The organism is Leminorella grimontii (assembly GCF_039789245.1).
GTDB lineage: Bacteria > Pseudomonadota > Gammaproteobacteria > Enterobacterales > Enterobacteriaceae > Leminorella > Leminorella grimontii.
Genome location: NZ_CP146357.1, coordinates 3,339,728 through 3,365,144, shown reverse-complemented (window position 1 = coordinate 3,365,144; position 25,417 = coordinate 3,339,728). Strand labels below are relative to the sequence as shown.

General features: G+C 55.5%; 23 protein-coding genes and 1 pseudogene. 7 read left to right on the top strand and 17 right to left on the bottom strand.

What is annotated here, in order from left to right:
- Nucleotides 1–79 precede the first annotated feature (79 nt).
- The 4 genes from V8L73_RS15540 to V8L73_RS15525 form a co-directional block, all read right to left on the bottom strand.
- Nucleotides 80–886: a glycyl-radical enzyme activating protein gene (locus V8L73_RS15540; protein ID WP_347253393.1), complete on the bottom strand. Its 807-nt coding sequence runs from the start codon at nt 884–886 to the stop codon at nt 80–82.
- An 83-nt stretch (nt 887–969) separates the two neighbouring features.
- Nucleotides 970–2,250, bottom strand: a complete 1,281-nt coding sequence (locus V8L73_RS15535; RefSeq protein WP_347253392.1) for a DUF6765 family protein — start codon at nt 2,248–2,250, stop codon at nt 970–972.
- A 224-nt stretch (nt 2,251–2,474) separates the two neighbouring features.
- Entirely contained in the window at nt 2,475–3,665 is a 1,191-nt protein-coding gene (gene uxuA / locus V8L73_RS15530) for a mannonate dehydratase (protein WP_347253391.1), read from the bottom strand.
- Between the two features lie 52 nt (nt 3,666–3,717).
- Nucleotides 3,718–5,019 carry an MFS transporter gene (locus V8L73_RS15525; protein ID WP_261832004.1) on the bottom strand — a complete coding sequence of 434 codons (1,302 nt, stop codon included), beginning with the start codon at nt 5,017–5,019 and terminating at the stop codon, nt 3,718–3,720.
- Between the two features lie 255 nt (nt 5,020–5,274).
- On the opposite strand from V8L73_RS15525, the gene V8L73_RS15520 reads away from it, so the two are divergent.
- Together V8L73_RS15520 and V8L73_RS15515 are read left to right on the top strand one after the other, a co-directional pair.
- The gene (locus V8L73_RS15520; protein WP_347253390.1) at nt 5,275–5,988 is read left to right on the top strand and encodes a FadR/GntR family transcriptional regulator; all 714 of its coding nucleotides are present in this window, start codon (nt 5,275–5,277) and stop codon (nt 5,986–5,988) included.
- A 134-nt stretch (nt 5,989–6,122) separates the two neighbouring features.
- A complete protein-coding gene (locus tag V8L73_RS15515; protein ID WP_347253389.1) occupies nt 6,123–7,472 on the top strand; it encodes an esterase-like activity of phytase family protein in 1,350 nt (449 codons plus the stop codon).
- Between the two features lie 33 nt (nt 7,473–7,505).
- Here the strand turns inward: V8L73_RS15515 and V8L73_RS15510 are convergent.
- The 8 genes and pseudogenes from V8L73_RS15510 to V8L73_RS15475 form a co-directional block, all read right to left on the bottom strand.
- Nucleotides 7,506–8,906, bottom strand: a pseudogene (locus tag V8L73_RS15510) (PepSY-associated TM helix domain-containing protein); the annotation flags it as partial.
- 116 nt (nt 8,907–9,022) lie between these two features.
- The gene (locus tag V8L73_RS15505) at nt 9,023–9,571 is read right to left on the bottom strand and encodes a hypothetical protein (protein ID WP_051155724.1); all 549 of its coding nucleotides are present in this window, start codon (nt 9,569–9,571) and stop codon (nt 9,023–9,025) included.
- Between the two features lie 160 nt (nt 9,572–9,731).
- A complete protein-coding gene (fis, locus tag V8L73_RS15500) occupies nt 9,732–10,028 on the bottom strand; it encodes a DNA-binding transcriptional regulator Fis (protein WP_027274839.1) in 297 nt (98 codons plus the stop codon).
- Nucleotides 10,010–11,017 carry a tRNA dihydrouridine synthase DusB gene (gene dusB / locus V8L73_RS15495; protein ID WP_347253388.1) on the bottom strand — a complete coding sequence of 336 codons (1,008 nt, stop codon included), beginning with the start codon at nt 11,015–11,017 and terminating at the stop codon, nt 10,010–10,012. The genes fis and dusB overlap by 19 nt, the downstream gene beginning before the upstream one ends.
- A 278-nt stretch (nt 11,018–11,295) precedes the next feature.
- Entirely contained in the window at nt 11,296–12,180 is an 885-nt protein-coding gene (gene prmA / locus V8L73_RS15490) for a 50S ribosomal protein L11 methyltransferase (protein ID WP_347253387.1), read from the bottom strand.
- Between the two features lie 48 nt (nt 12,181–12,228).
- Complete coding sequence (panF, locus tag V8L73_RS15485; RefSeq protein ID WP_347253386.1) at nt 12,229–13,674, bottom strand: sodium/pantothenate symporter; 1,446 nt, start codon at nt 13,672–13,674, stop codon at nt 12,229–12,231.
- Nucleotides 13,664–13,921, bottom strand: a complete 258-nt coding sequence (locus V8L73_RS15480; RefSeq protein WP_347253385.1) for a YhdT family protein — start codon at nt 13,919–13,921, stop codon at nt 13,664–13,666. Before V8L73_RS15480 ends, panF begins: the two co-directional genes overlap by 11 nt.
- 198 nt (nt 13,922–14,119) lie before the next feature.
- Nucleotides 14,120–14,515: a hypothetical protein gene (locus tag V8L73_RS15475; protein WP_347253384.1), complete on the bottom strand. Its 396-nt coding sequence runs from the start codon at nt 14,513–14,515 to the stop codon at nt 14,120–14,122.
- Between the two features lie 142 nt (nt 14,516–14,657).
- Between V8L73_RS15475 and V8L73_RS15470 the strand changes: the two genes are divergently transcribed.
- Entirely contained in the window at nt 14,658–15,089 is a 432-nt protein-coding gene (locus V8L73_RS15470; protein WP_027274846.1) for a GFA family protein, read from the top strand.
- Between the two features lie 66 nt (nt 15,090–15,155).
- Here the strand turns inward: V8L73_RS15470 and accC are convergent, their stop codons facing one another.
- The 5 genes from accC to V8L73_RS15445 form a co-directional block, all read right to left on the bottom strand.
- Entirely contained in the window at nt 15,156–16,511 is a 1,356-nt protein-coding gene (gene accC / locus V8L73_RS15465; RefSeq protein WP_036024017.1) for an acetyl-CoA carboxylase biotin carboxylase subunit, read from the bottom strand.
- 24 nt (nt 16,512–16,535) lie between these two features.
- A complete protein-coding gene (gene accB, locus V8L73_RS15460) occupies nt 16,536–16,997 on the bottom strand; it encodes an acetyl-CoA carboxylase biotin carboxyl carrier protein (protein WP_027274848.1) in 462 nt (153 codons plus the stop codon).
- A gap of 40 nt (nt 16,998–17,037) precedes the next feature.
- On the bottom strand, nt 17,038–17,481 hold the full coding sequence (aroQ, locus tag V8L73_RS15455; protein WP_261832013.1) for a type II 3-dehydroquinate dehydratase: 444 nt from the start codon (nt 17,479–17,481) through the stop codon (nt 17,038–17,040).
- Between the two features lie 470 nt (nt 17,482–17,951).
- Nucleotides 17,952–18,932: an MDR family oxidoreductase gene (locus tag V8L73_RS15450; RefSeq protein WP_261832014.1), complete on the bottom strand. Its 981-nt coding sequence runs from the start codon at nt 18,930–18,932 to the stop codon at nt 17,952–17,954.
- Between the two features lie 245 nt (nt 18,933–19,177).
- The gene (locus V8L73_RS15445) at nt 19,178–20,104 is read right to left on the bottom strand and encodes a DUF7638 domain-containing protein (protein ID WP_027274851.1); all 927 of its coding nucleotides are present in this window, start codon (nt 20,102–20,104) and stop codon (nt 19,178–19,180) included.
- 386 nt (nt 20,105–20,490) lie between these two features.
- Here V8L73_RS15445 and csrD point away from each other — a divergent pair, with 386 nt between their 5' ends.
- The 4 genes from csrD to mreD all read left to right on the top strand — a co-directional run bounded on the left by csrD (nt 20,491) and on the right by mreD (nt 25,417).
- Nucleotides 20,491–22,428, top strand: coding sequence for an RNase E specificity factor CsrD (gene csrD, locus V8L73_RS15440; protein ID WP_027274852.1), 1,938 nt, complete (start codon nt 20,491–20,493; stop codon nt 22,426–22,428).
- A gap of 268 nt (nt 22,429–22,696) precedes the next feature.
- On the top strand, nt 22,697–23,740 hold the full coding sequence (mreB, locus tag V8L73_RS15435) for a rod shape-determining protein MreB (RefSeq protein ID WP_027274853.1): 1,044 nt from the start codon (nt 22,697–22,699) through the stop codon (nt 23,738–23,740).
- Nucleotides 23,741–23,921: 181 nt separating this feature from the next.
- Complete coding sequence (mreC, locus tag V8L73_RS15430; protein WP_027274854.1) at nt 23,922–24,929, top strand: rod shape-determining protein MreC; 1,008 nt, start codon at nt 23,922–23,924, stop codon at nt 24,927–24,929.
- On the top strand, nt 24,926–25,417 hold the full coding sequence (mreD, locus tag V8L73_RS15425; RefSeq protein ID WP_027274855.1) for a rod shape-determining protein MreD: 492 nt from the start codon (nt 24,926–24,928) through the stop codon (nt 25,415–25,417). The genes mreC and mreD overlap by 4 nt, the downstream gene beginning before the upstream one ends.

The window sequence follows — 25,417 nt, the reverse complement described above, 5'->3', positions numbered from 1 at the left end:
ATAAGTATAGACGAGCTGAACCTGAAGCGGTAACGAGGCCGCGGAGCCGCGGGCCTTTTTCCGTTAGAGAGAATTTATCCTAAACGAGGACCGGGCGTTTTTTAACGCGACGGTTGTAGGGTAACAGCCTATGTCGTGACGCCAGCCCGTAGCGCTCCAACAGCCGCGTGATGCCCCCCAGATTTCGTTTTGTATCGGTAATGCCGGGGATAAGCGGCGTACGGGGGATGATGGAAATACGGGTTTCATTAACCAACCGGGACAAATTGGTCAAAATAAGCGCATTGCGCTTGCCCGTGTAGTGGTGGTGGTCCGCGCCGTCGATAAGCGTGATGTCAAAATAGATTTCATCCACGTGAGGCGCGACAAAGTGAGCGAAGCGTCGATAGTCAAAGTAGCCGCAGGTTTTGATAGTGACCGAAATGTCGATCTGCTGCAGCCGCTTTGCCAGCCTCCCGACATAGCGCGGAAACAGCAGCGGTTCTCCGCCGCTAAAGGTGACGCCGCCGCCGGAAATATCATAGAAAGCCTTATCGTCTTCTAACAGTTCAATAAGCCGGTCATCGCAGTAGGCTTCGCCCACCTGGCGCAGCGCGTTTGGTACGCAGCTAGCCGCACAGGCGCCGCAGCGGCGGCAGGCGTTAACGTTGACGCGAGGGACAATATTCATCGATATTGCGCCCGATGGGCAGGCCGCCTCACACTTGCCGCAGAAAAGGCAGAGGGACTCGTCGAACGAAAGGCCGCTTTGAACGCTAAACGACTCCGGATTAAGGCACCAGGCGCAGCGTAAGGGGCAACCTTTAATATAAACGACGCTGCGGATCCCTTTGCCATCGCTGAGGCTGCCGCGCTTTATCGCGAAAATCAGCGGTTGGGTATTCATTTCAAGCCTCCTTTTTATGGCCGCTTCGGCTTGGCCGCCGCGCCATATCGTTAGGCGTAATTTACTCCTGCTGACGCGCTGGGTTATTTGTCGAAGCCCCGTTTTACGGCGTCTCTCACCCGTTTGGCAAACACGTTGAACCAGAAAAAGTCCTCTCCGTGGACGGCGAGCGTTTGCCTCGTCAGCACGGAGGGAAGCGAATCGTTAGCGGCGTTCAGTTGAGCCATCTCTCTGGGCAGAGTCGAAATTTCATCTTCTTGCTCAACCAGAGAAGGATCGCCGTCGGAAAAAATGTCCGCCAACGCCTTTTCCCCATTAACGGCCCGCTCAACGAGGTCGACGGCCGCGTTTGAATTAGCAACGCGGGCGAGCGAAGACGGATGCGGCTGGCTTAACGACTGGCTCAACAGCGCGCCGACGCGATAGTCGTAGTCGATATCGGGAAAGCTTTTACGCCAATGGATAACCAGCTTCTTCGGCTCTTTTTCCCTGGTCAGAAAGCCTCGCCGCACCGCAGCGCCTATCGGTTCCCATTCGCTTTGAGAAAGCGCCTTCAGCCCGCGGCAGTCGCGAAGAAAGTTGAGCAGGCGCCGGGCGCAGAGCAAAAATTCGGCGGTGTTGTCTCTCGTGTATTTCAGGTCGAAAAACGTATGGTCGCGCTTTTTTTGCCGGGCGGTAAAGCAGAGGAAGGTCTCATCCGGCGAATGGCCAAAGGTAGCGTGGCCGACGAAGGGAGAGGGCAGCCCGCCGTCGAGAGCGGCGGGTTCGCCGTTTGCTTCAGCGGTGACGCGCGGAGCATGGCTTTGTTCCAGATTGTCGTAAGAGGACGTCACTACGCCGTGATTCCACCAGCCGCCGAAGCCGGAAAATTTCTGGTGAGCGTAGGTATCGGCAAAAACGTGCAGCAGCAGGCCTATCAGGATCAGGTTTTCTCTCGCCGCAGGCGCGTTCCGATAGCGCTCTTTGGCGTAGAGCATCAGGTCTCTCAGTACGGTCGGTTTCTCGAACGTTTCCGGCGCGACGCGCCAGTCCGGCGAGCCTTCAGGAATTTTAGCGTTCAGCGGCTGAGGAGGAATAAAGTGAAAGGGGATAGCGATATTGCGCTGATTGTCGCGGCTGAGCAGCTTGGCGAAGTCGAACCAGCTGGAGAATCCGGTTGTTACGCAGTGAAAGCACCAGCCGCGCCCTTCCTTTTTCGCCAGGTGCCTGGCGAACTCCGGCACGTTATCAAGCATAACGGTTCCCGCGCGGTTGTAGTCGTCGACAAACTGGGAATAGCTGGCGATAAGCTGCGATTCGTCGGCGGAAAAACCGGCTTTGACCGCGAGAGACTTTACGGCGAAGTAGTGAAAGTTAATGTCCATATCCTAATCCTGAAGTTTGGGGCTTTCGTCGTGCCCGTCTGTTTTATCCGTTCGGCGCGCCGTTTTTATCTGCGCCGCTACGCTTAAGGATAGTTGGGTATTTCAATAATATTCGCAGTAATAGTTAATGAATGTGGCTTTCTTTTTTACGCGTCACATTTCTAAAAAAAACCGCAGCGAATTCGCTGCGGTTTTGAGAACAGGATTGGGTTTAAGCGTCAGCGCTATGAAAGCTCCGGGAAGAAGGCGCGTTTTAACGCCAGCTCCACGCCGCGGACTTCCGCCAGCCCCTTCAGGCGGCCAATGGCCGAATAGCCGGGGTTGGTCTTTTTCTTCAGATCGTCAAGCATTTGGTGGCCGTGATCCGGGCGCATGGGGATCTTGCGCAGGTCGCCGGCCTTTTGGCGGCGAGCTTCTTCCGCAAGAATGGCCTTCACCACCGAATACATGTCCACGTCGCCGTTGAGGTGCGCGCCTTCGTGGAAGGTTTTTGGATTCTCTTCCCGGCAGGTGGAACGAAGATGGGTGAAGTGGATGCGATCGCCGAAGGCTTCAATCATTTTCACCAGATCGTTGTCGGCACGCACGCCGTAAGAGCCGGTGCACATCGTGAAGCCGTTATAAATACTGTTGACGGTTTCCTTCAGCCACTGCATGTCCTCAATGGTAGAGACGATGCGCGGCAGGCCCAGGATCGGGCGCGGCGGATCGTCAGGGTGAACGGCCAGCCGCACGCCGCAGGCTTCGGCCACCGGTACTATCTCTTTTAGGAAATAGGCCATGTGCTCGCGCAGCGTTGCCTTGTCGATGCCGTCGTAGGTCGCCAGGTGGCTGCGGAACTGGTCCAGCGTGTAGCCTTCTTCCGCACCGGGCAGCCCGGCGATGATGTTGCGCGTTAGCTTGTCGATATCGGCCTGACTCATGGCGTCATAATAGGCCTTTGCCTGAGCCGCTTCTTGCTCGGTGTAGTCGGCCTCGGCGCCCGCGCGCTTGAGGATGTGCAGCTCAAAGGCGGCAAAGGCGATTTGGTCAAAGCGCAGCGCTTTGGAGCCGTCGGGCAGTTCATATTCCAGGTCGGTTCGCGTCCAATCCAGCACCGGCATGAAGTTGTAGCACACGGTGTCAACGCCGCAGGCGGCCAGGTTGCGAATCGACTGCTTGTAGTTGTCGATATGCTTTTGATAACTGCCCGTGTGGGTTTTGATTTCTTCGTGCACCGGAATGCTTTCCACCACTGACCAGGTTAAGCCCTTCGATTCGAGCAGCGCCTTGCGCTTTTCAATCTCTTCAACCGTCCAGACTTCGCCGTTCGGTATGTGGTGTAGCGCCGTCACTACGCCGGTAGCTCCCGCCTGTCGAACGTCGTCCAAAGAGACCGGATCGTTCGGGCCATACCAACGCCATGTTTGTTCCATAATGTATACCTCTGTTCAAAAAAACGTGTTCTTTAGCAACATCGGGCGGCTATCAGGCCTCGATGGGGTCTTTCACGATGAAGAAATAGGCCAATGCGCCTGCAAACGTCACGCAGGAGCAGACGATAAGCGCCCAGTTGAACGAACCGGTCGTATCCAGCACCCAGCCGGTGACGATCGGCGCAAAGGAGGCGAAGATAAAGCTGCCGAAGTTCTGGATGCTGCTGACTGACGCCACCATTTTTGCCGGCGTGATGACCTGCACCAGTCCCCAGCAGGAGGTGCCCGCAAAGTGGACGAAAAACAGCGCCAGACTGATAAAGGCGACCGCCATTGCCGTAGTAGTGGACTGCACGACCAAAAGCGTACAGGCAGCGGAGCAAACGAGGCCGAAGCAGATAAGCAGCTTGCGGCTGGTCATCAGCGAGAAGCCCTTTCTGGCCAGACGGTCGGCTACCAGGCCGTTAACCAGCATGCCCATAGAGCCGAACAGGAACGGGATCGCCGCCACCCAGCCGGTGTTGGCCAGGCTCAGGCCGCGTTCGGCCTGCAGGTATCCCGGCAGCCAGGCCAGATAGAGCCAGCCGGTGTAGTTCACGCCGCTGAAGCCTAAAATCATGCCCCACACGGTGCGCTTTTTGAAAAGCAGAGCCCACTCGCCGAAGGTGACGCGGGTTTTTGCCGCAGGCTTACTGCCGGCGTTCAGATAGGCCAAGTCTTCTTTACCGAGGTCGAGCTCTTCGCGGTTGCGGTAGTAGGCGTACCAGCAGACGCCTATCAGGATGCCCGCAACGCCGATGATGATGAACATGGCGCGCCAGCCAAAGGCCAACATCAGAGCAACCAGAATCGGCGGAGCGAACGCCTGTCCGATGGTGGTGGACGAGTTAAAGATGCCCATCGGCGTGCCGCGCTCTTTGACGTTAAACCAGTCGTTGACCACCTTGACGCCGCTGGGCATAAACGGCGCTTCGCCGATGCCCAGGCCGATGCGCAGCGCGATGAACTGCCAGAAGTTGTGCACAAAGCCTGCCATGCCCTGCATAGCGGACCAGAAGATCAGCCCGGCGCCCAGCACGATGCGGGGACCAAAGCGGTCGAGCAGCAGGCCGGAAGGCAGCTGTGAGATGCCGTAAGAAAGAGAGAATGCCGACAGCAGCACGCCAAACTGCGTGGCGGACAGGCCCAGATCGCCGCGGATCGCTTCGTTTGCCACGGACAGCGAGCCGCGGTCGAGGAAGTTAATAATGCCAGCGAAGAACAGCAGCATCAGAGAAATTGTCTGTATTCTGCGGACCTTTGCCGTTTTTGCCGCGTCGAGGGGCATGACAGTATCAGGAGAGCTCGTTTGCATGTTTTGTCCTAATCCCATGAATTTTTATTGTTATCGTCGACGTTCGTTTTGGCGTCGGCGGTATAAATTAATTTTGGTCCAGTGGCATGATGGTCCGGCCACTGGACCGAACGGTATCATCCATGAAAAAGAACCTGATTGATGTGACTATAGTCACATTTATGATCCTGTGGGATCCGGGGTGCGTCCCCGATGGAACAGGAGATTGTGATATGCTTACGGCTATAAACGTTTTTCCGCTCCCGGAGGGGCGAAATGGAATTACCTACTCTCAAAGTTGAACGGCTCTATCGCCAAATATCTAACCTGCTGATTGACTGCATTAAAAAGGGGCAGTTTTTGCCGGGCGAGCCGCTGCCGTCGGAGCGCGATCTCTCCAAGCAGATGGGCGTGAGCCGCTCGTCTATTCGCGAAGCCTTTATCGCCCTTGAGATGACCGGCTGGATTGAAATTCGCGTGGGCAACGGCGTATACGTCGCCAATCCGCTGCCGCAGGAGCGTGCGCAAGAGGCGGCGCCAGCCGATGCGACGCGTCAGGAAGAGGAGTTCAGCCTGCAGGCGCTCCTGAAGGCGCGACAGGTGTTTGAAACCATGCTGGCCGAACTTGCGGCCCGCAACGCGACCGACGATCAGCGCGCCGAGCTGGTGGAAGTGCTGCAGGATCTGGAGAAGCAGCGCGATAACGACGAGAACTTCCTGCGCGAAGACAAGCGCTTTCACCTGCTGATTAGCGAAATGAGCGGCAATGAAGTGCTGAGGGACATGATGGAATACCTGTGGGATAAGCGTAACTCGACGCGTTTCGTTCGTCTGGAGGCCCACTACGCCGATCCCGATCTGGCGCTGCACATGAACGTCGATCACGCTCGCATTGGGCAGGCTATCTTAGACCGCGATCCGAAGCGGGCCTCGGCCAGCATGCGCGAACATCTACAGAACGTTTATGAGCGGTTCTTTAAGATCGAGTAACGCGGCTAACGGGCGGACGGTGGCGTAGAAAGCACCGCCGCTTCGCCTTGGTTCTATTCTTTGGGCCATTCATAAAACAGTCACTTTGTAACACTATGCTTAGTCACTAAGTCTGCTACCAAGGATGCCTGAAAATGAAAAAAGCCTCACTTTCACTGCTGTTTGCTTCTCTTTTTCCCCTATATGCCAGCGCGGCCGATGCGGATATTCAGGTTAGTCGGTATACGGTAAGCTTCCCCAAAAACGATAGGGTCGCGTATCGCGGTTCGGCGTTTCCCGACGGCTTGCCGGTGGGCGTCGGCTCCGGCCTGCTGTTTTTGCATAAAGAGGGGAACGATCTGATTTTCGCTACCGTCACTGACCGCGGTCCGAATGCGGATGCGCCAAAGGCGGGAAAGCGTGAGTCAAAAATTTTTGCCAGCCCAGACTTTACGCCGCTGTTGATGAATATTCGGGTCAGTGCGGATAAGGCTCAGGCCGTTGACGCCCGCGCGCTGCACGACGCCGAGGGGAACATCAGCGGCCTGCCGCTGCCGGAAGGGCTTATCGGCGCCACTAACGAGGTGGCGCTCGGCGAGTCTTTACACGCTCTGAAAAGCGACAAGCGAGGCCTGGATTCTGAAGGGATAGCCCCGGACGGTAAAGGCGGCTACTGGCTGTGCGATGAGTACGGACCGTTTATTGTCCATATCGACGCCAGCGGGAAGATACTTGAGAAATTTGGCCCGCAGGCGCAGGGCGAAGAACGAGGCGTGGCGGGCGGCCTGCCCAATATCATTAAATGGCGCCAGCCGAATCGAGGCTTTGAGGGACTAACCCGCATGCCGGACGGGCGCATTCTCGCCGCCGTGCAGAGTACGCTCGATATCGACGGCAAAACCAAAAACAGCGCGCGGTTCACCCGTCTGGTGAGCTTCGATCCGGCTACCGGTAAAACCGCGATGTACGGCTACCCGATTGACGTCGAGGCTTATAAAAAAGCAAAGGATGCCAAGATCGGCGATATCGTCGCATTGGACAATCACCGCGTGCTGGTGATTGAGCAGGGGGCGGATAAAGACAAAAACATGCGCAACCGTATTTATCTGGTAGACCTCAGCCAAGCCAGCGATCTGAGCCAGTTCGATAAGCATCCGCCGGAGTTTGACGACGCCGATGGTCTGAAGACCAGAGGGATTACTCTCGCCGCGAAAACGCTGGCGGTAGACCTACGCGCGCTAGGCTGGCGACAGGAGAAGGCGGAAGGGCTGGCGCTTATTGATAATAAAACTCTGGCGGTGATTAACGACAACGACTTCGGAATTCGCCCCGAGCTGGTGAATGCGGCAGGCGGCAAGAAGAACATGGATGATTACGAGGCCGACGGTAAAGGTAATCTGTTGGTTGACGGTAATCCGACGCAGGCCAAAATCGTGATTCAGCCGCTGGATAAGCCAGAGAGCGAAAACGATCTCTGGATTATCAGGCTGCCGAAGGCGCTGTGATTTGTATTAGGCTGACCGTCAACGCGCTCTTTGGGGCGCGTTGACGCTTTCCCTCGCTCGGCGCGTTTTCCATCGCGCCGCGTCAAACAGTAAAAAAGCCGCCAGGCTTACCCCCATAACCGGCAGCGCGTAGCCCAGACCAGCGGCAACGATAAGAGAAGCTGCCTTTTGAGGCACGGATAGAGGCAGCCAGGCGTTGAGCAGGGTCTGCGCGGGGGCGCTTTCCGGCGACGTCGGCCGCTTCAACCACCACATCCTGTAGCCGAAGGCGATAAGCGCGCAGAGGCCTAATCCAAAGGCGGCTAAAATCAGCTGATTAGGCAGGCCAAAAAGCACGCCCATGTGGGCATCGACGCCCCAGCGGGTGAGTTTGGCGATAAGGGGAAAGCGTTTAAATTCGGCCCTGTCGACGAGCGCGAAGTCGTCGGGGTGAATGGACACGGCGTCTACCCGCGTTGGCCAACTGCGGTCGATTTCCGCCACCGTCCACGCGGTTTGGGCGTTTTTGGGCTGACGAATTTCAAGCTTTGATGCCTTGATGCCCGTGCTGCGGGCGGACGTAAGCACGTTGTCCCAGTCGGCATTACGGGCATTTTCCTCAAAGGCGGCAGGGCGTTGCGCCATGTGGTGATGAGCATGTTCTCCTTGAGGAACGCTTGGGGGAACGCCGGTCAACGTTGCATTAACCTGCGGCGTAAGCCAGCCCAGTTGAGCCCGCAGGCTGTCAATATTGCCGCCCGCCCACTGCGACCAGGTCAGCCCGGTGGCCGAAAAGAAGAGCAGGCCGAGAGAAAGCGTAACGCCAATTAAAACGTGGCGACGCCGGGTTTTTGCCGCCGCACCCCTGGCGGCGCTAACCGTGCGGCGAGGTCGAGACGTCCACCATAGCCAAAGCCCGCCCAGCGCGGCGACCCAAAGCCAGGAGGCCGCCAGCTCGCTGTAGTTTCTGCCGACGTTGCCTAAAAGCAGGTCCCGGTGCAGCCGGTCAATGGCCGTTCTCAGCGGTAAAATACCGCTGGTGCCGTAAACGGTCAGGTCGCCTTTAACCGCGAGCGTATAGGGGTCGATAAAGACGGCGCGAGATTCGGACTCGCCGAGCACGGGGTCGGTAAACTGTACGCGCGTCGTATCTGTCGCTTGCGGCGCGGGGCGAACGGCGTAAATTCTGGCATCTTGCCCCGCGTAGGCCCGTGCGGCGGCGATCTGTTCGGACAGCGCCTTCGCTTCGCCCTGTGGCTCGGCTTCCAGCGCGTCGGCGTAAATCTGATTCTCCAACTGCGGCGTTAGCGCGTACAGCGCCCCCGTCAGGGCGGCGATAAAGATAAAGGGAGCGATGAACAGGCCGATATAGAAGTGCAGACGGCGAATGAGGTTTAGCAGCGCTGACGGCGCGCGGGGATGCGGCATGAGATCTCCAATGAGGCGGGCGCACATCCCTGACGCGGAGCAAACGGAATAGGCGCAGGATAGCTTTTTGTTAATTTTATGTAAATAGCTAAATGAGCTTGGCGTATCAGACAGGCTATTCTCTGGTTCTGTCGCTTTGAAGGCTACGTAAGCAGTATCGAAGAGGCAATGATTCCACCTATCGTCATGGCTGCGCCCAAAATAAGGCCGGGAATTAAAATAAACAGCCGCAGGGGAGATACATAAGGCGTGATTTCAATCCGGTACTCTGGCCTGATAAGCTCCGGCGTAATACAGGTTATTTCGTACTCTCCCGGTTCCTCGCACTGGAATGTTCCTATCTGTAAAGACTGGTTTCCTCGCATGTCGGTTCGTCTCACGGTCAGCAAGTTCAGACGGTTTCGAGGGAAGTAGGCGATGCCTTCGCCGGAATGGCGAGAAGTGAGGGCGAAATCAGCGGAAAAGTGAGAAACGCCTATCAGGATTTTTGAGGGAGGAATAAGGACTGAAACCACATAGCGCCCTGTTTCAGGTAGCGTCAGGCGTACGTTATTATCCTGCGCGGAAAAAAGGCTGCGCGTTTTAGGAGAGACGATCCTTGCTAGCTTTCCGATGCAGCGAACAGCAAGCCATCCACCAAGCGGAATTAATAGAGGTAAAAAATACTTAAGCAACGGTAGGATATCTTCCATGATAAGGCGGTTTCCTGATAATAACGTAATGAAAAAACGGGAATAGTATAAGAATGCGCGTTTGCCATCTTTTTGCGATAGGTGCGCGTTATGCTTGGAAAAAGAAAAAGCGCCTATCAGAAAATAAGCGCTTTTTGAAATCGAGATATACGCAGCGAGATTAGTTCATGCCGTACTTTTTAAGCTTCTTACGCAGCGTACCGCGATTGATGCCCATCATCAGGGCTGCACGGGTCTGGTTGCCGCGAGTGTACTGCATCACCATATCCAGCAGGGGCTGTTCAACTTCTGCCAGGACCAGTTCATAGAGATCGTTAACGTCTTGACCGTTAAGCTGAGCAAAGTAGTTCTTTAAAGCTTGTTTAACCGAGTCGCGCAGGGGTTTTTGCGTGATTTGGTCTTGTGAGTTGACGGTGGCGACAGTTAATACATCAGAATTTACGCGTTGTTCGAACATGGTTCTGTTAGCTCTTCTATCTGTTTAGGCAAAATTTCAAAATACGCCTTCAGCGCATCAAGCTGCTCATCGGCATCCTCAATGGCGTTGAAGGTCCGTCGGAACTGGTCGTTGGGGGCATGCTCCTGTAAATACCAGGAAACGTGCTTACGAGCGATCCTAAGCCCCTTGCCCGACCCATAAAAGTCGTGCAGGTCGCTTACGTGCGCCGTTAACAAACGTTCCACCTCTTGCAGCGGCATCGGTGGAAGCTGCTCCCCTGTGTCCAGGTAATGCTGGATTTCCCGGAAGATCCAAGGTCTTCCCTGAGCAGCGCGGCCAATCATCAGAGCGTCGGCTCCGGTGTAGTCCAGTACTGCTCTGGCTTTATGCGGGTCAGTGATATCTCCGTTAGCGATAACGGGTATACCTACATTCTCTTTTACAGACTTGATGCTGTCGTACTCCGCTTCACCGTTGAACAGGCAGTGACGCGTCCGGCCGTGAATCGTGATGGCCTGAATTCCGCAGCGTTCGGCAAGCTGGGCGATTTCAACGCAGTTGCGTTGTTCTGGGTCCCAACCGGTGCGGGTTTTCAACGTCACCGGCACGTCAACGGAGTTGACGACGGCGCGAAGAATTCTCCCAACCAGCTCCGGATACTGCAACAGTGCAGACCCCGCCAGCTTGCGGTTGACCTTTTTGGCCGGGCAGCCCATGTTGATATCTATCAGCTGAGCTCCGTTTTCCACGTTGATGCGAGCGGCCTGCGCCATGTCCTGCGGATCGCAGCCTGCGATCTGAACGGCGCGAATGCCGGGCTCATCGTAGTGGACCATGCGCAGCTTTGACTTATCGGTCCGCCACACTTCCGGATTGGAAGATAGCATTTCCGATACCGTCATTCCGGCGCCCATCGAATGACAGAGCGTTCTGAACGGGCGATCCGTAATTCCCGCCATAGGGGCGGCAATTAGGCGGTTTGTCAATTCAAGGTTACCAATGCGCATGGATAGTCAAACGGCCATATGTGTCTGCAAGGGCGCGTATATTACGCATTTTTCGGCCCAGATGAAAGGCCAAACTTTGAACAATTTTCGACTAAAATCAAAGAAACGAGAGGCCGAACGTGATGTAAAATATCTTTTTCATATTTTACAATAAGTTGTATAAACACGGCTAAATACGGCTTTTTAAAGCCAACGTGCTCCCTCGGTCGATCGCTTGATTTGTCGTCGTCGGCGCCTGAAATAAAGAAAAAGCGCCCGCGCTGCGGGCGCAATGCGTTTTATGCCTTCCTGACGCCGGTAATGCGGCACCACTCGGCGTTTTCAGCCACCGGATCGAGCAAAAACAGGTCGCTGTAGGCGGCGCTGACGTCCTGCGCCTGTGAAGAGAGGATGCCAGACAGCCCCAAGTGGCCGCCAGCCGCTGGCAGTTTGCCAATCAGCGGTGCAAGCTCTCTTAGAGGGCCTGCGAGGATGTTGGCGACCACGACGTCGGCGCTCAGGTCGTCCGGCTGGTCTTTGGGCAGATAAAGCTCAAGCTGGTCGGCAACGCCGTTGCGTTCTGCGTTATCGCGGCTGGCGAGTATCGCCTGAGGGTCAATGTCGATGCCGATGGCTCTGGCCGCGCCGAGTTTGAGGGCGGCAATGGCTAAAATGCCCGAACCGCAGCCGAAGTCGATAACGGTTTTGCCGGCCAGATCCAGCCCGTCCAGCCACTGTAGGCACAAAGAGGTGGTGGGGTGAGTGCCGGTGCCGAAGGCGAGGCCGGGGTCGAGCATCACGTTAACCGCGTTTTTATCCGGCACTTCGCGCCAGCTTGGGCAAATCCACAGGCGTTCGCCGAAGCGCATCGGGTGGAAGTTGTCCATCCACTCGCGCTCCCAGTCTTTATCTTCCAGCTGTTCAATCTTATGGGCGAAGCCTGTACCGAGCAGCGGGTGATGCTCCAGCATCGCCACGACGCTTTTCATGTCGGTTTCTGCGTCATACAGGCCGATAACGTCGGTGTCGCCCCACAGGCGGGTTTCCCCCGGCAGCGGCTCGAAAACAGGCACGTCGTGGGTATCTTGAAAGGTCACCGAAACGGACCCGCTTTCTACCAGCGCGTCGCCGATGTCTTCGGCGTTAGCGCCGGTGGTATTTAACTTCAACTGTATCCAGGGCATAGCGTCTCTCTTTAATGCGAACTTAGGCGGGGCTGCGCCCCGAATCTTTTATCTTAAGGCGGCAGAGGAATGCGAGCTGCGTTCCCCCACGGCGTTGCCAAGCAGGAACGTAACGATGCCAAGCGCAAGGGACGGTACGATCGGATGCAGGCCGTAAAGCTGCAGGCTTAGCGTCGCCAGTACCGCGTAGCAAACGGCGCCGCACACCATAGAGCACAGCGCGCCGTAGGCGTTGGCCCGCTCCCAGTAGAGGCCAAGCACCAGCGGCCACAGGAATACCGCTTCCAGCCCGCCGAACGCGAGCAGGTTCCACCAGATGATCATCTGCGGCGGCCGCCAGGCGGCGAGGATAAGCAGCAGGCCGAGAATAAAGGTCACCCAGCTTGAAATTTTCGCCAAACGCCTGTCGTTTTGCAGCTGTTCCGGCTTGAGGCTTAGGTATAAATCCTTAATCAGCGTAGCGGACGCCTGCAGCAGCTGGGCGTTGATAGTGGACATAATGGCGGCCAGCGGCGCGGCGAGGAAAATGCCGGCGGCAACCGGCGGCAGCACCTTAATCATCAGCGCCGGAATAACCTGATCCGGAATGGTCATTCCGGGCATGACGGCGCGGCCCAGCGCCCCGGCCAGGTGCATGGTGAACATCAGCACGGCGACGATAACGGTACCGATAATAATGCCGCGATGCACCGCTTTGCTGTCCTTATAGGCGATGCAGCGCACTGCCGTGTGGGGCAGGCCGACAACGCCAAAGCAAACCAGGATCCAGAATGAGGCCATAAACGGCAGGGAAAGGAAGTCGTCCGCCCCGGTAGGAGAAAGCAGTTTGGGATCGATCGCCTCCAGCTTGTCGACGGCAGAGCCTACCCCGCCGGCGGCATAAATGACCGCGATCAAGAGCAGAATGGCGCCGACCAGCATCACGACGCCTTGCAGCGCATCGTTAAGCACGCTGGCGCGAAAGCCGCCGAAGGCGGTATACAGCGCGATGGTTGCGCCGAAAATCAGCAGCCCGATGTCGTAGGGAACGCCGGCCGCGGTTTCCAGCAGGCGAGCACCGCCGATGAACTGAACGGTCATCGCGCCAACGAAGGCTAAAAGCAGGCTGATGCTGGCAAACCAGACCAGCGTTTTGCTTTTATAGCGGGCGTAAAGTACGTCGTTGAGCGTTACCGCATTGTAGCGACGCGCCAGAATGGCGAACTTTTTTCCCAGTACGCCAAGAGAAAGCCAGACCGCGGGCAGCTGGATCATGGCCAGCAACACCCAACCCAGCCCATATTTGTAGGCCGCGCCCGGCCCGCCGATAAACGAGCTCGCGCTAATGTAGGTCGCCGTCAGCGTCATAGCCAGTATAAAGCCGCCCATCGAACGATCGCCAATGAAGTAGTCATTGAGAAAGTTGCCCTTCTGGCGCTTGACGTAGGCGTAAATCGACAGGCCGAAAACCAGAATGAGATAGGCTATCAGCGGCAGAATAACGTCAAGCTGCATCGTTATGCTCCTCTGGGCTGTCCTCTAGCGGGATATCGCGAAAAACGAAGCGGACCATAAGCCAGCACAGCAAAATGAAAAGCAGCGGCACCAGCAGGCAGGCCATCTCAAACCAGTGCGGCAAGCCGGTGAAGCCCTGCTGCGCATCCGGCAGATAGGCGGCCAGTGACCAGGCGAGCAGGTAGACGAGCGTCAGCCATACCGCCCAACGGGCTTCTTTATGGGCCTGGGAAAAACGAGGATCCATAGTGCGACTCCGTCATTGTCTGTCAGTACAGTCAATCTCCCACGACAATGAGCCGTAGGCGAATAAGATTCAAGGGATAGGATTGTACGGAAACGTAAGCGTTTGCACAGCACTATTTTAACGTAGGGAACTGAAAGCGTTGGTGGAAAGAGAGGGCAGTGCGCCCTCCTGAATTTGGAGCGATAGGCAGAAAAGGCGCTATCTTTCGTCGGGCGACCAGTCGGGGCTAAAGCCGCCTAACGTGGGATGGTACATCTCATCTCCAGCGTGCTGGGTGAACTCGACGTTGAGGCGGTCTTCCCTTAGGCCCAGTATTTCTACGCAGTCGGCGATAAGCCGCTTTGCCAGCGCCATTCTCTGTTCGGCCGGTCGCCCTTGCCGAATATCGCACATGAGTACGGAGACATGCTCGAGGTCCCCCTGCTCGTTTACCGTTCGCCAAACGCCGCCGTCGCCGGTTTCCCGAATGGCTATGCTGATGCGGCGAATGTCGACTGCCATCATTGCGGTATAGGTTTGGCAAAGCCTTTTGGCTAACGCCTTTTTACGTTCGGCATCGTAGCAGCCGTTAACGTCTAGCTGTAAATAGGGCATAGTGTTCTCCTGAGGACAACATTCACACTATGATTGTAGGCCTTGTCGTTCGCCTTTTCACCGATAAAGCCTTGTTTAAGCCGCCGGGACTGTCTCCGCTGAGGTATCGACGGCGGCGCCATAGCCAAGAGAGGAGGTCTTTATGTCAGATACTCAAGCCGCACACGGACGCTGCCTGTGCGGTAACGTCGGTATCACCGCCGCTAAAATGAGCCGCAGCGTGGGCGCCTGCCACTGTGGAATGTGCCGTAAGTGGAGCGGCGGGCCGTTTCTTGCGGTCGATTGCGGTACGGAGGTGACGTTTAGCGGTGAAGAGCACGTCGGCGTATTTCGGTCATCCGAATGGGCCGAAAGGGGATTTTGTAAGATCTGCGGCACCAGTTTGTTCTATAGGCTGATGCACAACGGACAGTATGAAATACCGGTAGGGCTGTTTGATGACGCTCAGCGCCTTGCCTTGACGATGCAAATATTTACCGACCGCAAGCCGGACTATTATGACTTCGCCAACAAAACGGAAATGATGACCGAAGCCGAAGTGTTTGCGATGTTTGCCCCGCCTGACGAACCGTAGCGCGGTAAAATAAAAAACGCCGGAAACTGAGTTCCCGGCGTTTTAGTCATTACGATTCATCGACAATCACTTCTCGTGCATGCCCAACATTTTTTCCAGATAGTGGATGTTGGTGCCGCCCTTTTCAAAGCCTTTGTCTTCCATAATGCGCATTTGCAGGCTGACGTTGGTTTTGATGCCGTCGATAATCAGCTCGGCCAGCGCGTTTTTCATGCGCGAAATGGCCACCTCGCGGGTTTCCCCGTAGGCGATGAGCTTGCCTATCATTGAGTCATAGTACGGCGGTACGGTATAGCCCGCGTAAATATGAGACTCCCAGCGAATGCCGAAACCGCCCGGCGCGTGGAAGCGGGTAATTTTACCCGGCGACGGCAGGAAGTTGTTCGGATCTTCCGCGTTAATGCGGCACTCGATAGCGTGACCCTTAACGTGAATATCCTGCTGCTTGATAGACAGCTTCTGGCCGTCGGCGACGCGCAGCTGCTCTTTGATAAGGTCAACGCCGGTGATCATCTCGGTGACCGGGTGCTCAACCTGAATACGGGTGTTCATTTCAATGAAATAGAACTCGCCGTTTTCATACAGGAACTCGAACGTACCGGCGCCGCGATAGCCGATTTCAACGCAGGCTTTCGTACAGCGTTCACCGATGCTGCGGCGAACTTCTTCCGTAATGCCGGGCGCCGGCGCTTCTTCCACCACTTTTTGGTGGCGACGCTGCATTGAGCAGTCGCGCTCGGCAAGATAGACCGCGTGGCCCTGGCCGTCCGCCATGACCTGAATTTCGACGTGGCGCGGGTTCTCGAGGAATTTCTCCATGTACACCATGTCGTTGTTGAAAGCAGCTTTCGCTTCCGCACGGGTCATGATGATGGACTCTTCCAGATCCTTTTCATTACGCACGACGCGCATGCCGCGACCGCCGCCGCCGCCAGAGGCTTTGATGATAACCGGATAGCCGATTTGATTGGCCAGTTCGCGGTTTCTCACCATGTCTCCGTCCAGCGGGCCGCCGGAGCCGGGAACGCAGGGAACGCCGGCCTTCTTCATCGCGTTGATAGCGGACACTTTGTCGCCCATCATGCGGATGGTGTCGGCCTTGGGTCCGATAAAGATAAAGCCCGAGCGCTCAACCTGTTCTGCAAAGTCGGCGTTTTCCGACAGGAAGCCGTAGCCAGGGTGAATGGCGTCGGCGCCGGTGATTTCCGCAGCGGCAATCAGCGCAGGAATGTTCAAATAGCTCTTGGTTGACTGAGCGGGACCGATGCATACGGTTTCATCGGCCAGCAGCACGTGCTTTAAGTCACGGTCCGCGCTGGAGTGAACCGCAACGGTTTTGATCCCAAGTTCCTTACAGGCGCGCAGGATGCGTAATGCAATTTCACCGCGGTTTGCAATGACAACTTTTTCAATCTTGCCCATTTTTTTAGACATAAGCTCGCCTCGTTATTCAATGATGACGAGCGGTTCGTCAAACTCCACCGGCTGCCCGCTTTCGAGCAGAATTGCCTTAACGACGCCCGCTTTATCAGCTTCGATTTGGTTCATCATTTTCATCGCTTCAACGATGCACAGCGTATCGCCGACGGCAACGGTCTGACCGACTTCGATAAAGGCCTTGGCGTCCGGGCTCGGCGTACGGTAGAAGGTGCCTACCATCGGTGAGCGTACGACGTGGCCGCTGATGGCCGCGGGCGCGGCTTCAACCACTGCCGCTGCGGGCGCTGAAGGCTGAGCCATAGGCGCAGGTTGAACGGCGGCGAACTGCTGTACGGGAGCCGGAACGTAGCTGCCAGCTACGGGGCCGCGGCTGATGCGAACGGACTCTTCTCCCTCGGAGATTTCCAGCTCGTTGATGCCAGATTCTTCAACCAGTTCGATCAGCTTTTTAATCTTACGAATATCCATAGGTGTGATTCCGTATTCTCTTGTGTTTGAATGGAAAACGTTATTGCAAACGGCGGGCTGCCGCCTGCAGGGCAAAGTCATAACCGTCTGCGCCGAGACCACAGATGACGCCGACCGCAATATCTGAAAGATAAGAGTGGTGTCTGAATGGCTCCCGGGCGTGAACGTTAGACAGGTGTATTTCTATAAAGGGGATACTGACCGCCAGCAGCGCGTCCCGTAGGGCTACGCTGGTGTGAGTGAAGGCGGCCGGATTGATAAGAATGAAATCTACCGAACCGCGCGCCTGATGGACGGCATCAATCAGCTCATGCTCGGCGTTAGACTGTAAGTGGGAGAAGGCAAAACCCATACGCTCGGATTCGCCGGCAAGGCGATTAACAATATCCGTCAGCGTGGTATGACCATATTTATCGGGTTCGCGCGTCCCCAACAGGTTCAGGTTGGGGCCGTTTAACAGCAAAATGTGCGCTTTTTTCGTCATTGTGCTGACATCTCCGGCAATAAGAAACTAATCGCTAAAAATAACTCGATGCGTTCCAATTGTCACCTTTCTTATGCATGAAATTGGCCTGAGCCGCGAATTAAAGTGCGCCATTATAACGATATCGCCGAAATTAGCAGCTTTTTACTGGTCTTATCAGCGAAGATTTGTGGCGAAGCTTTAAGCACCGGTCCGTCAAGCATGTTACCAATCGGTAAAAAATGTTGATTTATCTGTGAGTTAACCAGAGGTTATCATTTTTGCGGTTGCTTACATTTCCCGTTAATTATTATACAAGGCTGTTCAATTTCCATTTAGAACGCCGCTTTTTTAGGAAGTTCGCACTTTAAGATAAACGTTTCAGCTTTTGTGATCGCGAGCGCTGATAAAACGACATCTGTACAAGCGTGTTAGTTAAGAAAGCCCCTCTGTTTATGCACCGGGGGGTGATAAAAGAGGGGCTAAAGGCATTAACGAGCGTTGACCAGCACGCGTCCGGTAATTTTTCCATCCAGCAGGTTGTTGGCTGATTTAACAACGTCGTCCAGGCCAATTTCGCTGGTTGCGCGCTGATAGAAGCTTTCCGGCAGCAGTTCGCTCAGGCGCTGCCACGCTTTCAGGCGGCGATCCTGCGGCGTCATGACGGAGTCGACGCCCTGAAGGCGGACGTTTCGCAAAATGAACGGCATTACGGTGGTCGGCAGTTGGAATCCGCCCGCCAGCCCGCAGGCGGCAACGGTTGCGCCATAGTTCATTTGGGCTATTACTTTGGCCAGAATAGGGCCGCCGACGACGTCGACGGCGCCGGCCCAGCGCTGCTTCTCCAACGGCTTTGCCGGCTCTTCGAAGCTGTCGCGCTCAAGAACCAGATTCGCGCCGAGAGAAAGCAGGTATTCAGCGTTGTGTAGCCGACCGCTGACGGCGGATACCTGATATCCCAGCTTGTGTAGCAGCGTCACGGCGACGCTGCCGACTCCGCCGCTGGCGCCGGTCACCAGAACTTCGCCGCTTTGAGGCGTAACGCCGCCGTCTTCCAGCGCCATTACGCACAGCATGGCCGTCAGCCCTGCCGTACCGATAATCATGGATTTACGCTGATCCAAGCCTTCGGGAATGGGGATAAGCCAGTCGCCGTTAACCCGCGCCTGCTGCGCCAGGCCGCCCCAGCGGGTTTCGCCAACGCCGAAGCCGGTAAGCAGAACGCTTTGGCCGGGGCGAAAGCGGGGGTCTTCGCTGGTTTGTACCGTACCGGCGAAGTCGATGCCCGGCACCATCGGAAAGTCGCGAATAATTTTGCCTTTGCCGGTAATGGCCAGCGCATCTTTATAGTTGATGCTGGACCAGTTGATGTCGACGACGACGTTGCCTTCAGGCAACTGTTCTGGAGTAATGTCTTTTATTTCCCCTTGGATTTGCCCGTCGAGCTGTTCGAGAATGAGTGCTTTGGTCATAGGTTTATGCCTGATAACATTTTGTTAATAAAAGAAATGTGTCCGTCGCTTTTGAAGCACGGTACCCTGAAGCTTTTTAAAACGCGCTGAGCGTAAGTGTATAAAATTGCTTTATTATCGCTGCATTATTCGCTTTTGTTATTACAGAAGCAATGCTCTGTGCAGCGTCGCCAAGCTACGGCTAGGTAAAGAATACTTGCTTTTACCCACTCATGAGGCGAAAAGAGCGGAAAATGCGCCCTTGCTCAAACTTCGCGTTTTTCGTCGGTGAAAAGAATGCGAACGTAGTCACTGTCGCGCGAGTCCATATCGCCCAAATAGCATCGAAGGCTTTCAGGAACGGCCAGATAGGCCTTGCGAAGTTCTTCTCGCCAGTAATCACTGGTATTTTCCAGATACTGATAGTAAACGTCTCGGCAGCGCTGAAGGCGATCTTTACCGTTGAGCTTTTCATAAATGACGTCCAGTTCTTCTAGCTTATCGCTCAGCAACTCGGTATATCCGTCTTTGTCGGCGGCAAAGGTCAAAACGCCCAGTTCACCAATATGTATTTCCGTCGCTTCTGTCAGTTCAGTAAAAAACTCGCCCCGCTGCGCCCGCTGCTTAAATTCGTCCAGCGTCAGCAGAAAGTTAACGTGCGGACAGTCGACCTGTATTTGGCCGCTTTTATAAACGACGACGTTGACGAGGTGATTAATCCCCTCTTTGTGCATGAAAAAATAGGACCTTTCGCCGCATTCCGTCTCATAAAACAGTTCCTGGACGACCCGAAACGGCGACGACTTGGCGAAAACCACGCAGCGGCGTTGTTCCCACAGGGCCAGCTCTTGCTCGGTGTAGTAATAAATATTGGCCATTTGCGGGTTGAGCTGCTTGACCTTTTCGGCGATCAGTTCGCAATAGCTTGGCGGCGTGTGCGTCCAGTTCGCGTCGACGATCCGGTAGCTTCCTAATCCGGAAATGGACAGCTCTGCGCCCGTCGGGAGCTGCGTCATCATCCGCAACTTCGGGCTGCCAAATCGTGTCTTGATGCTGTTGAGATCTTCCATCTCCCAAGCGCTTATTCGCCCGTCCTGGTAAATTTCTACGTCGGTATAATAGTAGCCGCCGTTATTTACGATGCCGGCGATCGTCAAACCTTCGATTCTTTCCTTGCGTTCGATCTTGGCCATAGGCTTATTCCCTGTGAAAGCGTGTGATAACCGGCGGCAGCGCCAATCAGAACGTGCTTACTTATTGATTTAATAACGTTATGGTAGCCGCTTTTCTGATGGAAAAAAGAGTGATATGCGTCAGAAAAACACTTCTTTGTAGTTATATTGTGGTGCGATCGGCCAACAAAGAGGCGATTACCTGTTAAAATATACTAAGGCGCAGGAACGTGCTGGTAAAGTCTGCTACTCTTGCATCCTGCTTGCATTTACTCATGGTGAAGGTAAGCGGGAAAAGGAGCATGGCCCGAGTGGCGGACGGGTTAGCGCTTACGCGTGGGCATAGTTATGCATAGTTATCCCACAACCGATTTTTATTTTTATGCATTTGATAAATCGTTATGGGAATGAGATTCATCGCGAGACTGTCCGTTTTTGTCTCCATACTGGTTTTTCTTACTATGATTTTAGCGCTGCTGACCAGTACGCTGAGCGTCTATTTGGTCGGCGGAAGCAAAATGGCCGACCACTGGCGGCCCCTGATTGAAACAGTGGACAGAGCGTTAACCTATCCTACCCCGGTCATCTATAACTATGGTTTACCCACCGTGATGTCAGCGACGGGAGTGAGCCATCTGGAAGTCAGAGACGATCGGAAAAATTCGATTTATACCCATCAGCTCGATACCCATCGCGATTTCTGGCGCCATTTTCATACCCAAAGCGAGACTGAGATAGCGCTGGAGAAGCATCCGGGATATACGCTGCGTATTACTTACGCTAACCCCATTCTAAGCACCCTGTTTTCACTGCCGTTTTTTTTATCGATGTTAGCCGTGGTTTTGGCGATCGCCATCATCATGTTCTGGTGGATTCGGTGGCTTAAGCGCCAGTTCAAGGGCGTCGAACTGCTGGAGGAGAGGGCGCAAAGAATTTTGTCCGGCGAGCGGGAAGACGTCATGGGGGGTGACGTGCGCGAATGGCCGATTAACGCCAGCGCCGCGCTCGACCGCCTGTTGGCTGACTTAAAAAATATGAGCGAGGAGCGAATTCGGGTTGATAAGCTTATTCGTTCTTTTGCCGCCCAAGATGCCCAAACGGGTCTTAACAACCGCCTGTTTTTCGACAACCAGCTGGCGACGCAGCTGGAGGAGCCTAACGCTCACGGCGTGGTGATGATAGTCCGCCTGCCGGAGCTGGAGCTGCTGCTGGAAGAGTATGGAAAAACGAGGGTCGACGACCTGCTCTACATGCTGGTCAACATGCTGTCGACGTTTATCATGCGCCATCCTGCGGCGCTATTGGCTCGCTATTTCAGCAATGACTTTAGCGTCATCTTGCCCCACCGTTCTCTGAAAGAGGCGGACGCCATAGCCTCTCAGCTGGTTAATGCCATAGACGGCCTACCCCTGCCTTCTAACGTTGAGAAAGAGAGCCTTATTCACATCGGCGTTTGCGCCTATCAGGGCGGGCAGACGCCTGAACAGATTATGGATAACGCGGAACACGCCGCCAGAGCTGCGGTGCTTCAGGGAAGCAACGGCTGGTTTATTTATGAGAATCAGGCTCCGCCTCTGGTCAGAGGCAGCGTTCGCTGGCGCACGCTGTTGGAACAGATGCTGGCGCGCGGCGGGCCTGAGGTATACTACAAGCCAGCGATAACCATAAATAATGAGCTTAACCATCGGGAAATTTTGCTGCGCATCCGCGACGGCGATGAGGAGCTGCAGCCCGCCGAGTTTATGCCGCTGATTCAGCAATTCGGCATGACGGAGCGCTTTGACCGACTGGTGCTGAGCAAAACCCTGCCGCTGTTGAACAGCTGGCCCGAGGATACGATCGCCGTATCGGTTACCGTAGACTCTTTGTTGAAACACTCTTTTCAGGTCTGGCTGCGCGATCACCTGTTGGAAAAAGAAAAATCGGCGCGAAAGCGAATTATATTTGAACTTGCGGAGGCCGACGTCTGTCAATATAACGACCGCTTGCGGCCGGTCGCCAGGCTGCTGTTCGGACTGGGGTGTCGGCTCGGCGTCGTTCAGGCCGGTCTGACGGTGGTCAGTTCGATGTACGTCAAGTCTATGCCGATAGAAGTTATCAAGCTTCACCCTGGGCTTGTGCGCAACATCGACCGGCGCCCTGAAAACCAGCTGTTTGTCGACAGCCTGGTTGCCGCCTGTCAGGAGACGTCGGTTGCGGTAATGGCGGCAAGCGTAAGGACTCGCGCAGAGTGGGAAACGCTGCTTTCTCGCGGGGTTGTCGGCGGACAGGGTGAATTTTTTGCCTCGCCGCAGCCGATACCGGTTTCGAAAGAAAAAAATAGTCGACAAAATCGTCATTTTTAACTCTGAAATGTGCGCGGTTTTCACGTAGAATAGTGCGCCTTGCTTGTCCTTGTTTGGTCTAAGGCCGACTAACGCTGTGCATTGGCCAATATCATCAGGTTAAAAAGTTTAAAGAACGCTTGCCGTCTATCGTTTTAAACGGCATGTGAATCGAGTTCACGCGGGATGCCGGAAAGACGCGCACGCGCCGTTGCGTCTTGTTGCTCCTTCGCGTGGTTGGTAAAGTAGGCGATTCACTTCGCCTCAGCTTGCAGGATTACTCTCAAGAATGTTTAAGAAATTTCGCGGCATGTTTTCCAATGACCTGTCCATCGATTTGGGAACGGCAAATACCCTGATCTACGTTAAGGGACAGGGCATCGTTTTGAATGAACCTTCCGTCGTGGCTATCCGTCAGGATCGCGTCGGCTCACAAAAGAGCGTGGCCGCAGTCGGTCACGAAGCGAAGCAGATGCTGGGCCGTACGCCGGGCAATATTTCCGCTATCCGTCCGATGAAAGACGGCGTTATTGCGGACTTCTTCGTTACCGAAAAAATGCTTCAACACTTTATTCGTCAGGTTCACAGCAACAGCATTCTACGCCCAAGTCCGCGCGTGCTGGTCTGCGTGCCGGTCGGCGCCACTCAGGTTGAGCGTCGCGCCATTCGTGAATCAGCCCAGGGCGCAGGCGCTCGTGAGGTTTATCTGATTGAAGAACCTATGGCGGCCGCGATCGGCGCCGGGTTGCCCGTATCAGAAGCCACAGGCTCCATGGTTGTGGATATCGGCGGCGGTACGACCGAAGTGGCCGTTATCTCTCTTAACGGCGTGGTTTACTCTTCTTCCGTTCGCATCGGCGGCGACCGCTTCGATGAGGCGATCATTAACTACGTGCGCCGCAACTACGGTTCACTTATCGGTGAAGCGACCGCAGAGCGCATCAAGCACGAAATCGGTTCAGCCTATCCGGGCGACGAAGTGCGCGAAATCGAAGTTCGCGGCCGTAACCTGGCCGAGGGCGTGCCGCGCGGCTTTACGCTGAACTCAAACGAGATCCTTGAAGCGCTGCAAGAGCCTCTGGCAGGCATCGTCAGCGCGGTGATGGTAGCGCTGGAACAGTGCCCGCCGGAGCTTGCCTCCGACATCTCCGAACGCGGCATGGTGTTGACCGGCGGCGGCGCGCTGCTGCGCAATCTCGATCGTCTGCTGATGGAAGAAACCGGTATTCCGGTGGTTGTCGGCGAAGATCCTCTGACCTGTGTGGCCCGCGGCGGCGGCAAGGCATTGGAAATGATCGATATGCACGGCGGCGATCTGTTTAGCGAAGACTGATCCCGCGTACGCCTCATGACAGCGAATGCGCCTTATTCAGCGTCGGACTTTAGGTTCTTCCGTTTATTGAACCTGCCGAACTGGGGAGGCGCTTCTGTCCTTTTTAGGAGCGACAGAATCCGGTTGTCCCTGCCGAAGGAGCCTCGCGCTTCTTCATATCGACAAGGATAATGCCAACTATATGAAGCCTATTTTCAGCAGAGGGCCGTCTCTACAGCTACGCCTTATTCTGGCCGTCGTTTTGGCGGTTAGTCTGATTATTGTCGACAGCAAGCTTGGCGTATTTTCCAAAGTGCGCAGCTATCTTGATACGGCGGTAAGCCCTTTCTTTTTTGTGGCGAACGCGCCGCGCGACGTTCTTGACGGCGTTTCTGACACTCTGGCTTCAAGGGAGGAGCTGAAGAGTGAGAATCAGCGGCTGCGCCAAGAGCTGCTGTTAAGGAGCAGCGACCTGCAGCTGCTTGGGCAACTCAGACAGGAAAACAACCGGCTGCGCGAGCTGCTCGGTTCTCCACTGCGCGGCGACGAGCACAAGATGATTACTCAGGTGCTGTCGACCGAATCGGATCCTTACAGCTATCAGGTCGTTATCGATAAAGGCTTTCAGGACGGCGTTTATGAAGGCCAACCGGTTATTAACGATAAGGGCGTCGTCGGGCAGGTCGTTGCCGTCGCTAGAAATACCAGCCGGGTTTTATTAATCTGCGATACGTCCCATTCTCTTCCTATTCAGGTGTTGCGTAACGATATTCGCGTCATCGCCATGGGCGCGGGCTGCACGGAAGATCTTCAGCTTGAATATTTACCGCGCGACATCGATATTCGCGTGGGTGACGTGCTGGTGACTTCAGGCTTAGGCGGCCGTTTCCCGGAGGGTTATCCGGTGGCGGTTGTTTCATCCGTGGCCATCGACGACCAGCGCGCCAGCACCGTCATTCAGGCGCACCCGACGGTCGCTCTTCAGCGCCTGCGCTATCTCCTCCTGCTTTGGCCTACCGATCGCGACGGCAATCAGCCGCTGCCGCCGGAAGAGGTTCGGCGTATCGCCAAAGAGCGCCTGCGCCAGATGATGCCACAGGTTTTACCGCCGGAATCCGAGCCGCCGACTCCGCCATCCAACGCGACGCCGCCTTCCGCCGTACCGTCGCCGACGACTGCGCCAGCTCAGCCTAACCGAGGGGCGCGATGAGCAGCAGCTATCACGGATCCGGGCGTTGGATTGTTTGGTTCTCCTTTATTCTGGCTCTGGTGCTGCAAACCATGCCGTGGCCGGAAGAGCTGTATCTGTTTCGCCCCTCCTGGGTCATGCTGATTCTGGTTTATTGGGTCATGGCGCTGCCGCACAGGATAAACGTCGGCACCGCCTTTATTTTAGGGCTGCTTTGCGATCTGACGCTAGGGGCGACGCTCGGCGTACGGGGGCTGGCGTTGGGCATTGTCGCTTACGTCGTCGCGTTTCGCTGTCAGCTGCTGCGCAATCTCGCCCTGTGGCAGCAGGCGCTGATTGTGGTGCTGCTGTCGCTAGTGATGGAGGTGATCGTGTTCTGGGCTGAGTTCTCCGTTCACAACGTTGCCTTCAGGCCGGAAATATTGTGGAAAAGCCTGATTAACGGCCTGCTTTGGCCGTGGCTTTTTCTGTTAATGCGTAAAATACGTCGGCGCTTCGCCGTTAGATGA

What these genes read in the sequence shown, in the direction of transcription:
- V8L73_RS15540 (WP_347253393.1), bottom strand. Translation starts at nt 886, where the DNA reads ATGAATACCCAACCGCTGATTTTCGCGATAAAGCGCGGCAGCCTCAGC.
- V8L73_RS15535 (WP_347253392.1), bottom strand. Translation starts at nt 2,250, where the DNA reads ATGGACATTAACTTTCACTACTTCGCCGTAAAGTCTCTCGCGGTCAAA.
- uxuA (WP_347253391.1), bottom strand. Translation starts at nt 3,665, where the DNA reads ATGGAACAAACATGGCGTTGGTATGGCCCGAACGATCCGGTCTCTTTG.
- V8L73_RS15525 (WP_261832004.1), bottom strand. Translation starts at nt 5,019, where the DNA reads ATGCAAACGAGCTCTCCTGATACTGTCATGCCCCTCGACGCGGCAAAA.
- V8L73_RS15520 (WP_347253390.1), top strand. Translation starts at nt 5,275, where the DNA reads ATGGAATTACCTACTCTCAAAGTTGAACGGCTCTATCGCCAAATATCT.
- V8L73_RS15515 (WP_347253389.1), top strand. Translation starts at nt 6,123, where the DNA reads ATGAAAAAAGCCTCACTTTCACTGCTGTTTGCTTCTCTTTTTCCCCTA.
- V8L73_RS15505 (WP_051155724.1), bottom strand. Translation starts at nt 9,571, where the DNA reads ATGGAAGATATCCTACCGTTGCTTAAGTATTTTTTACCTCTATTAATT.
- fis (WP_027274839.1), bottom strand. Translation starts at nt 10,028, where the DNA reads ATGTTCGAACAACGCGTAAATTCTGATGTATTAACTGTCGCCACCGTC.
- dusB (WP_347253388.1), bottom strand. Translation starts at nt 11,017, where the DNA reads ATGCGCATTGGTAACCTTGAATTGACAAACCGCCTAATTGCCGCCCCT.
- prmA (WP_347253387.1), bottom strand. Translation starts at nt 12,180, where the DNA reads ATGCCCTGGATACAGTTGAAGTTAAATACCACCGGCGCTAACGCCGAA.
- panF (WP_347253386.1), bottom strand. Translation starts at nt 13,674, where the DNA reads ATGCAGCTTGACGTTATTCTGCCGCTGATAGCCTATCTCATTCTGGTT.
- V8L73_RS15480 (WP_347253385.1), bottom strand. Translation starts at nt 13,921, where the DNA reads ATGGATCCTCGTTTTTCCCAGGCCCATAAAGAAGCCCGTTGGGCGGTA.
- V8L73_RS15475 (WP_347253384.1), bottom strand. Translation starts at nt 14,515, where the DNA reads ATGCCCTATTTACAGCTAGACGTTAACGGCTGCTACGATGCCGAACGT.
- V8L73_RS15470 (WP_027274846.1), top strand. Translation starts at nt 14,658, where the DNA reads ATGTCAGATACTCAAGCCGCACACGGACGCTGCCTGTGCGGTAACGTC.
- accC (WP_036024017.1), bottom strand. Translation starts at nt 16,511, where the DNA reads ATGGGCAAGATTGAAAAAGTTGTCATTGCAAACCGCGGTGAAATTGCA.
- accB (WP_027274848.1), bottom strand. Translation starts at nt 16,997, where the DNA reads ATGGATATTCGTAAGATTAAAAAGCTGATCGAACTGGTTGAAGAATCT.
- aroQ (WP_261832013.1), bottom strand. Translation starts at nt 17,481, where the DNA reads ATGACGAAAAAAGCGCACATTTTGCTGTTAAACGGCCCCAACCTGAAC.
- V8L73_RS15450 (WP_261832014.1), bottom strand. Translation starts at nt 18,932, where the DNA reads ATGACCAAAGCACTCATTCTCGAACAGCTCGACGGGCAAATCCAAGGG.
- V8L73_RS15445 (WP_027274851.1), bottom strand. Translation starts at nt 20,104, where the DNA reads ATGGCCAAGATCGAACGCAAGGAAAGAATCGAAGGTTTGACGATCGCC.
- csrD (WP_027274852.1), top strand. Translation starts at nt 20,491, where the DNA reads ATGAGATTCATCGCGAGACTGTCCGTTTTTGTCTCCATACTGGTTTTT.
- mreB (WP_027274853.1), top strand. Translation starts at nt 22,697, where the DNA reads ATGTTTAAGAAATTTCGCGGCATGTTTTCCAATGACCTGTCCATCGAT.
- mreC (WP_027274854.1), top strand. Translation starts at nt 23,922, where the DNA reads ATGAAGCCTATTTTCAGCAGAGGGCCGTCTCTACAGCTACGCCTTATT.
- mreD (WP_027274855.1), top strand. Translation starts at nt 24,926, where the DNA reads ATGAGCAGCAGCTATCACGGATCCGGGCGTTGGATTGTTTGGTTCTCC.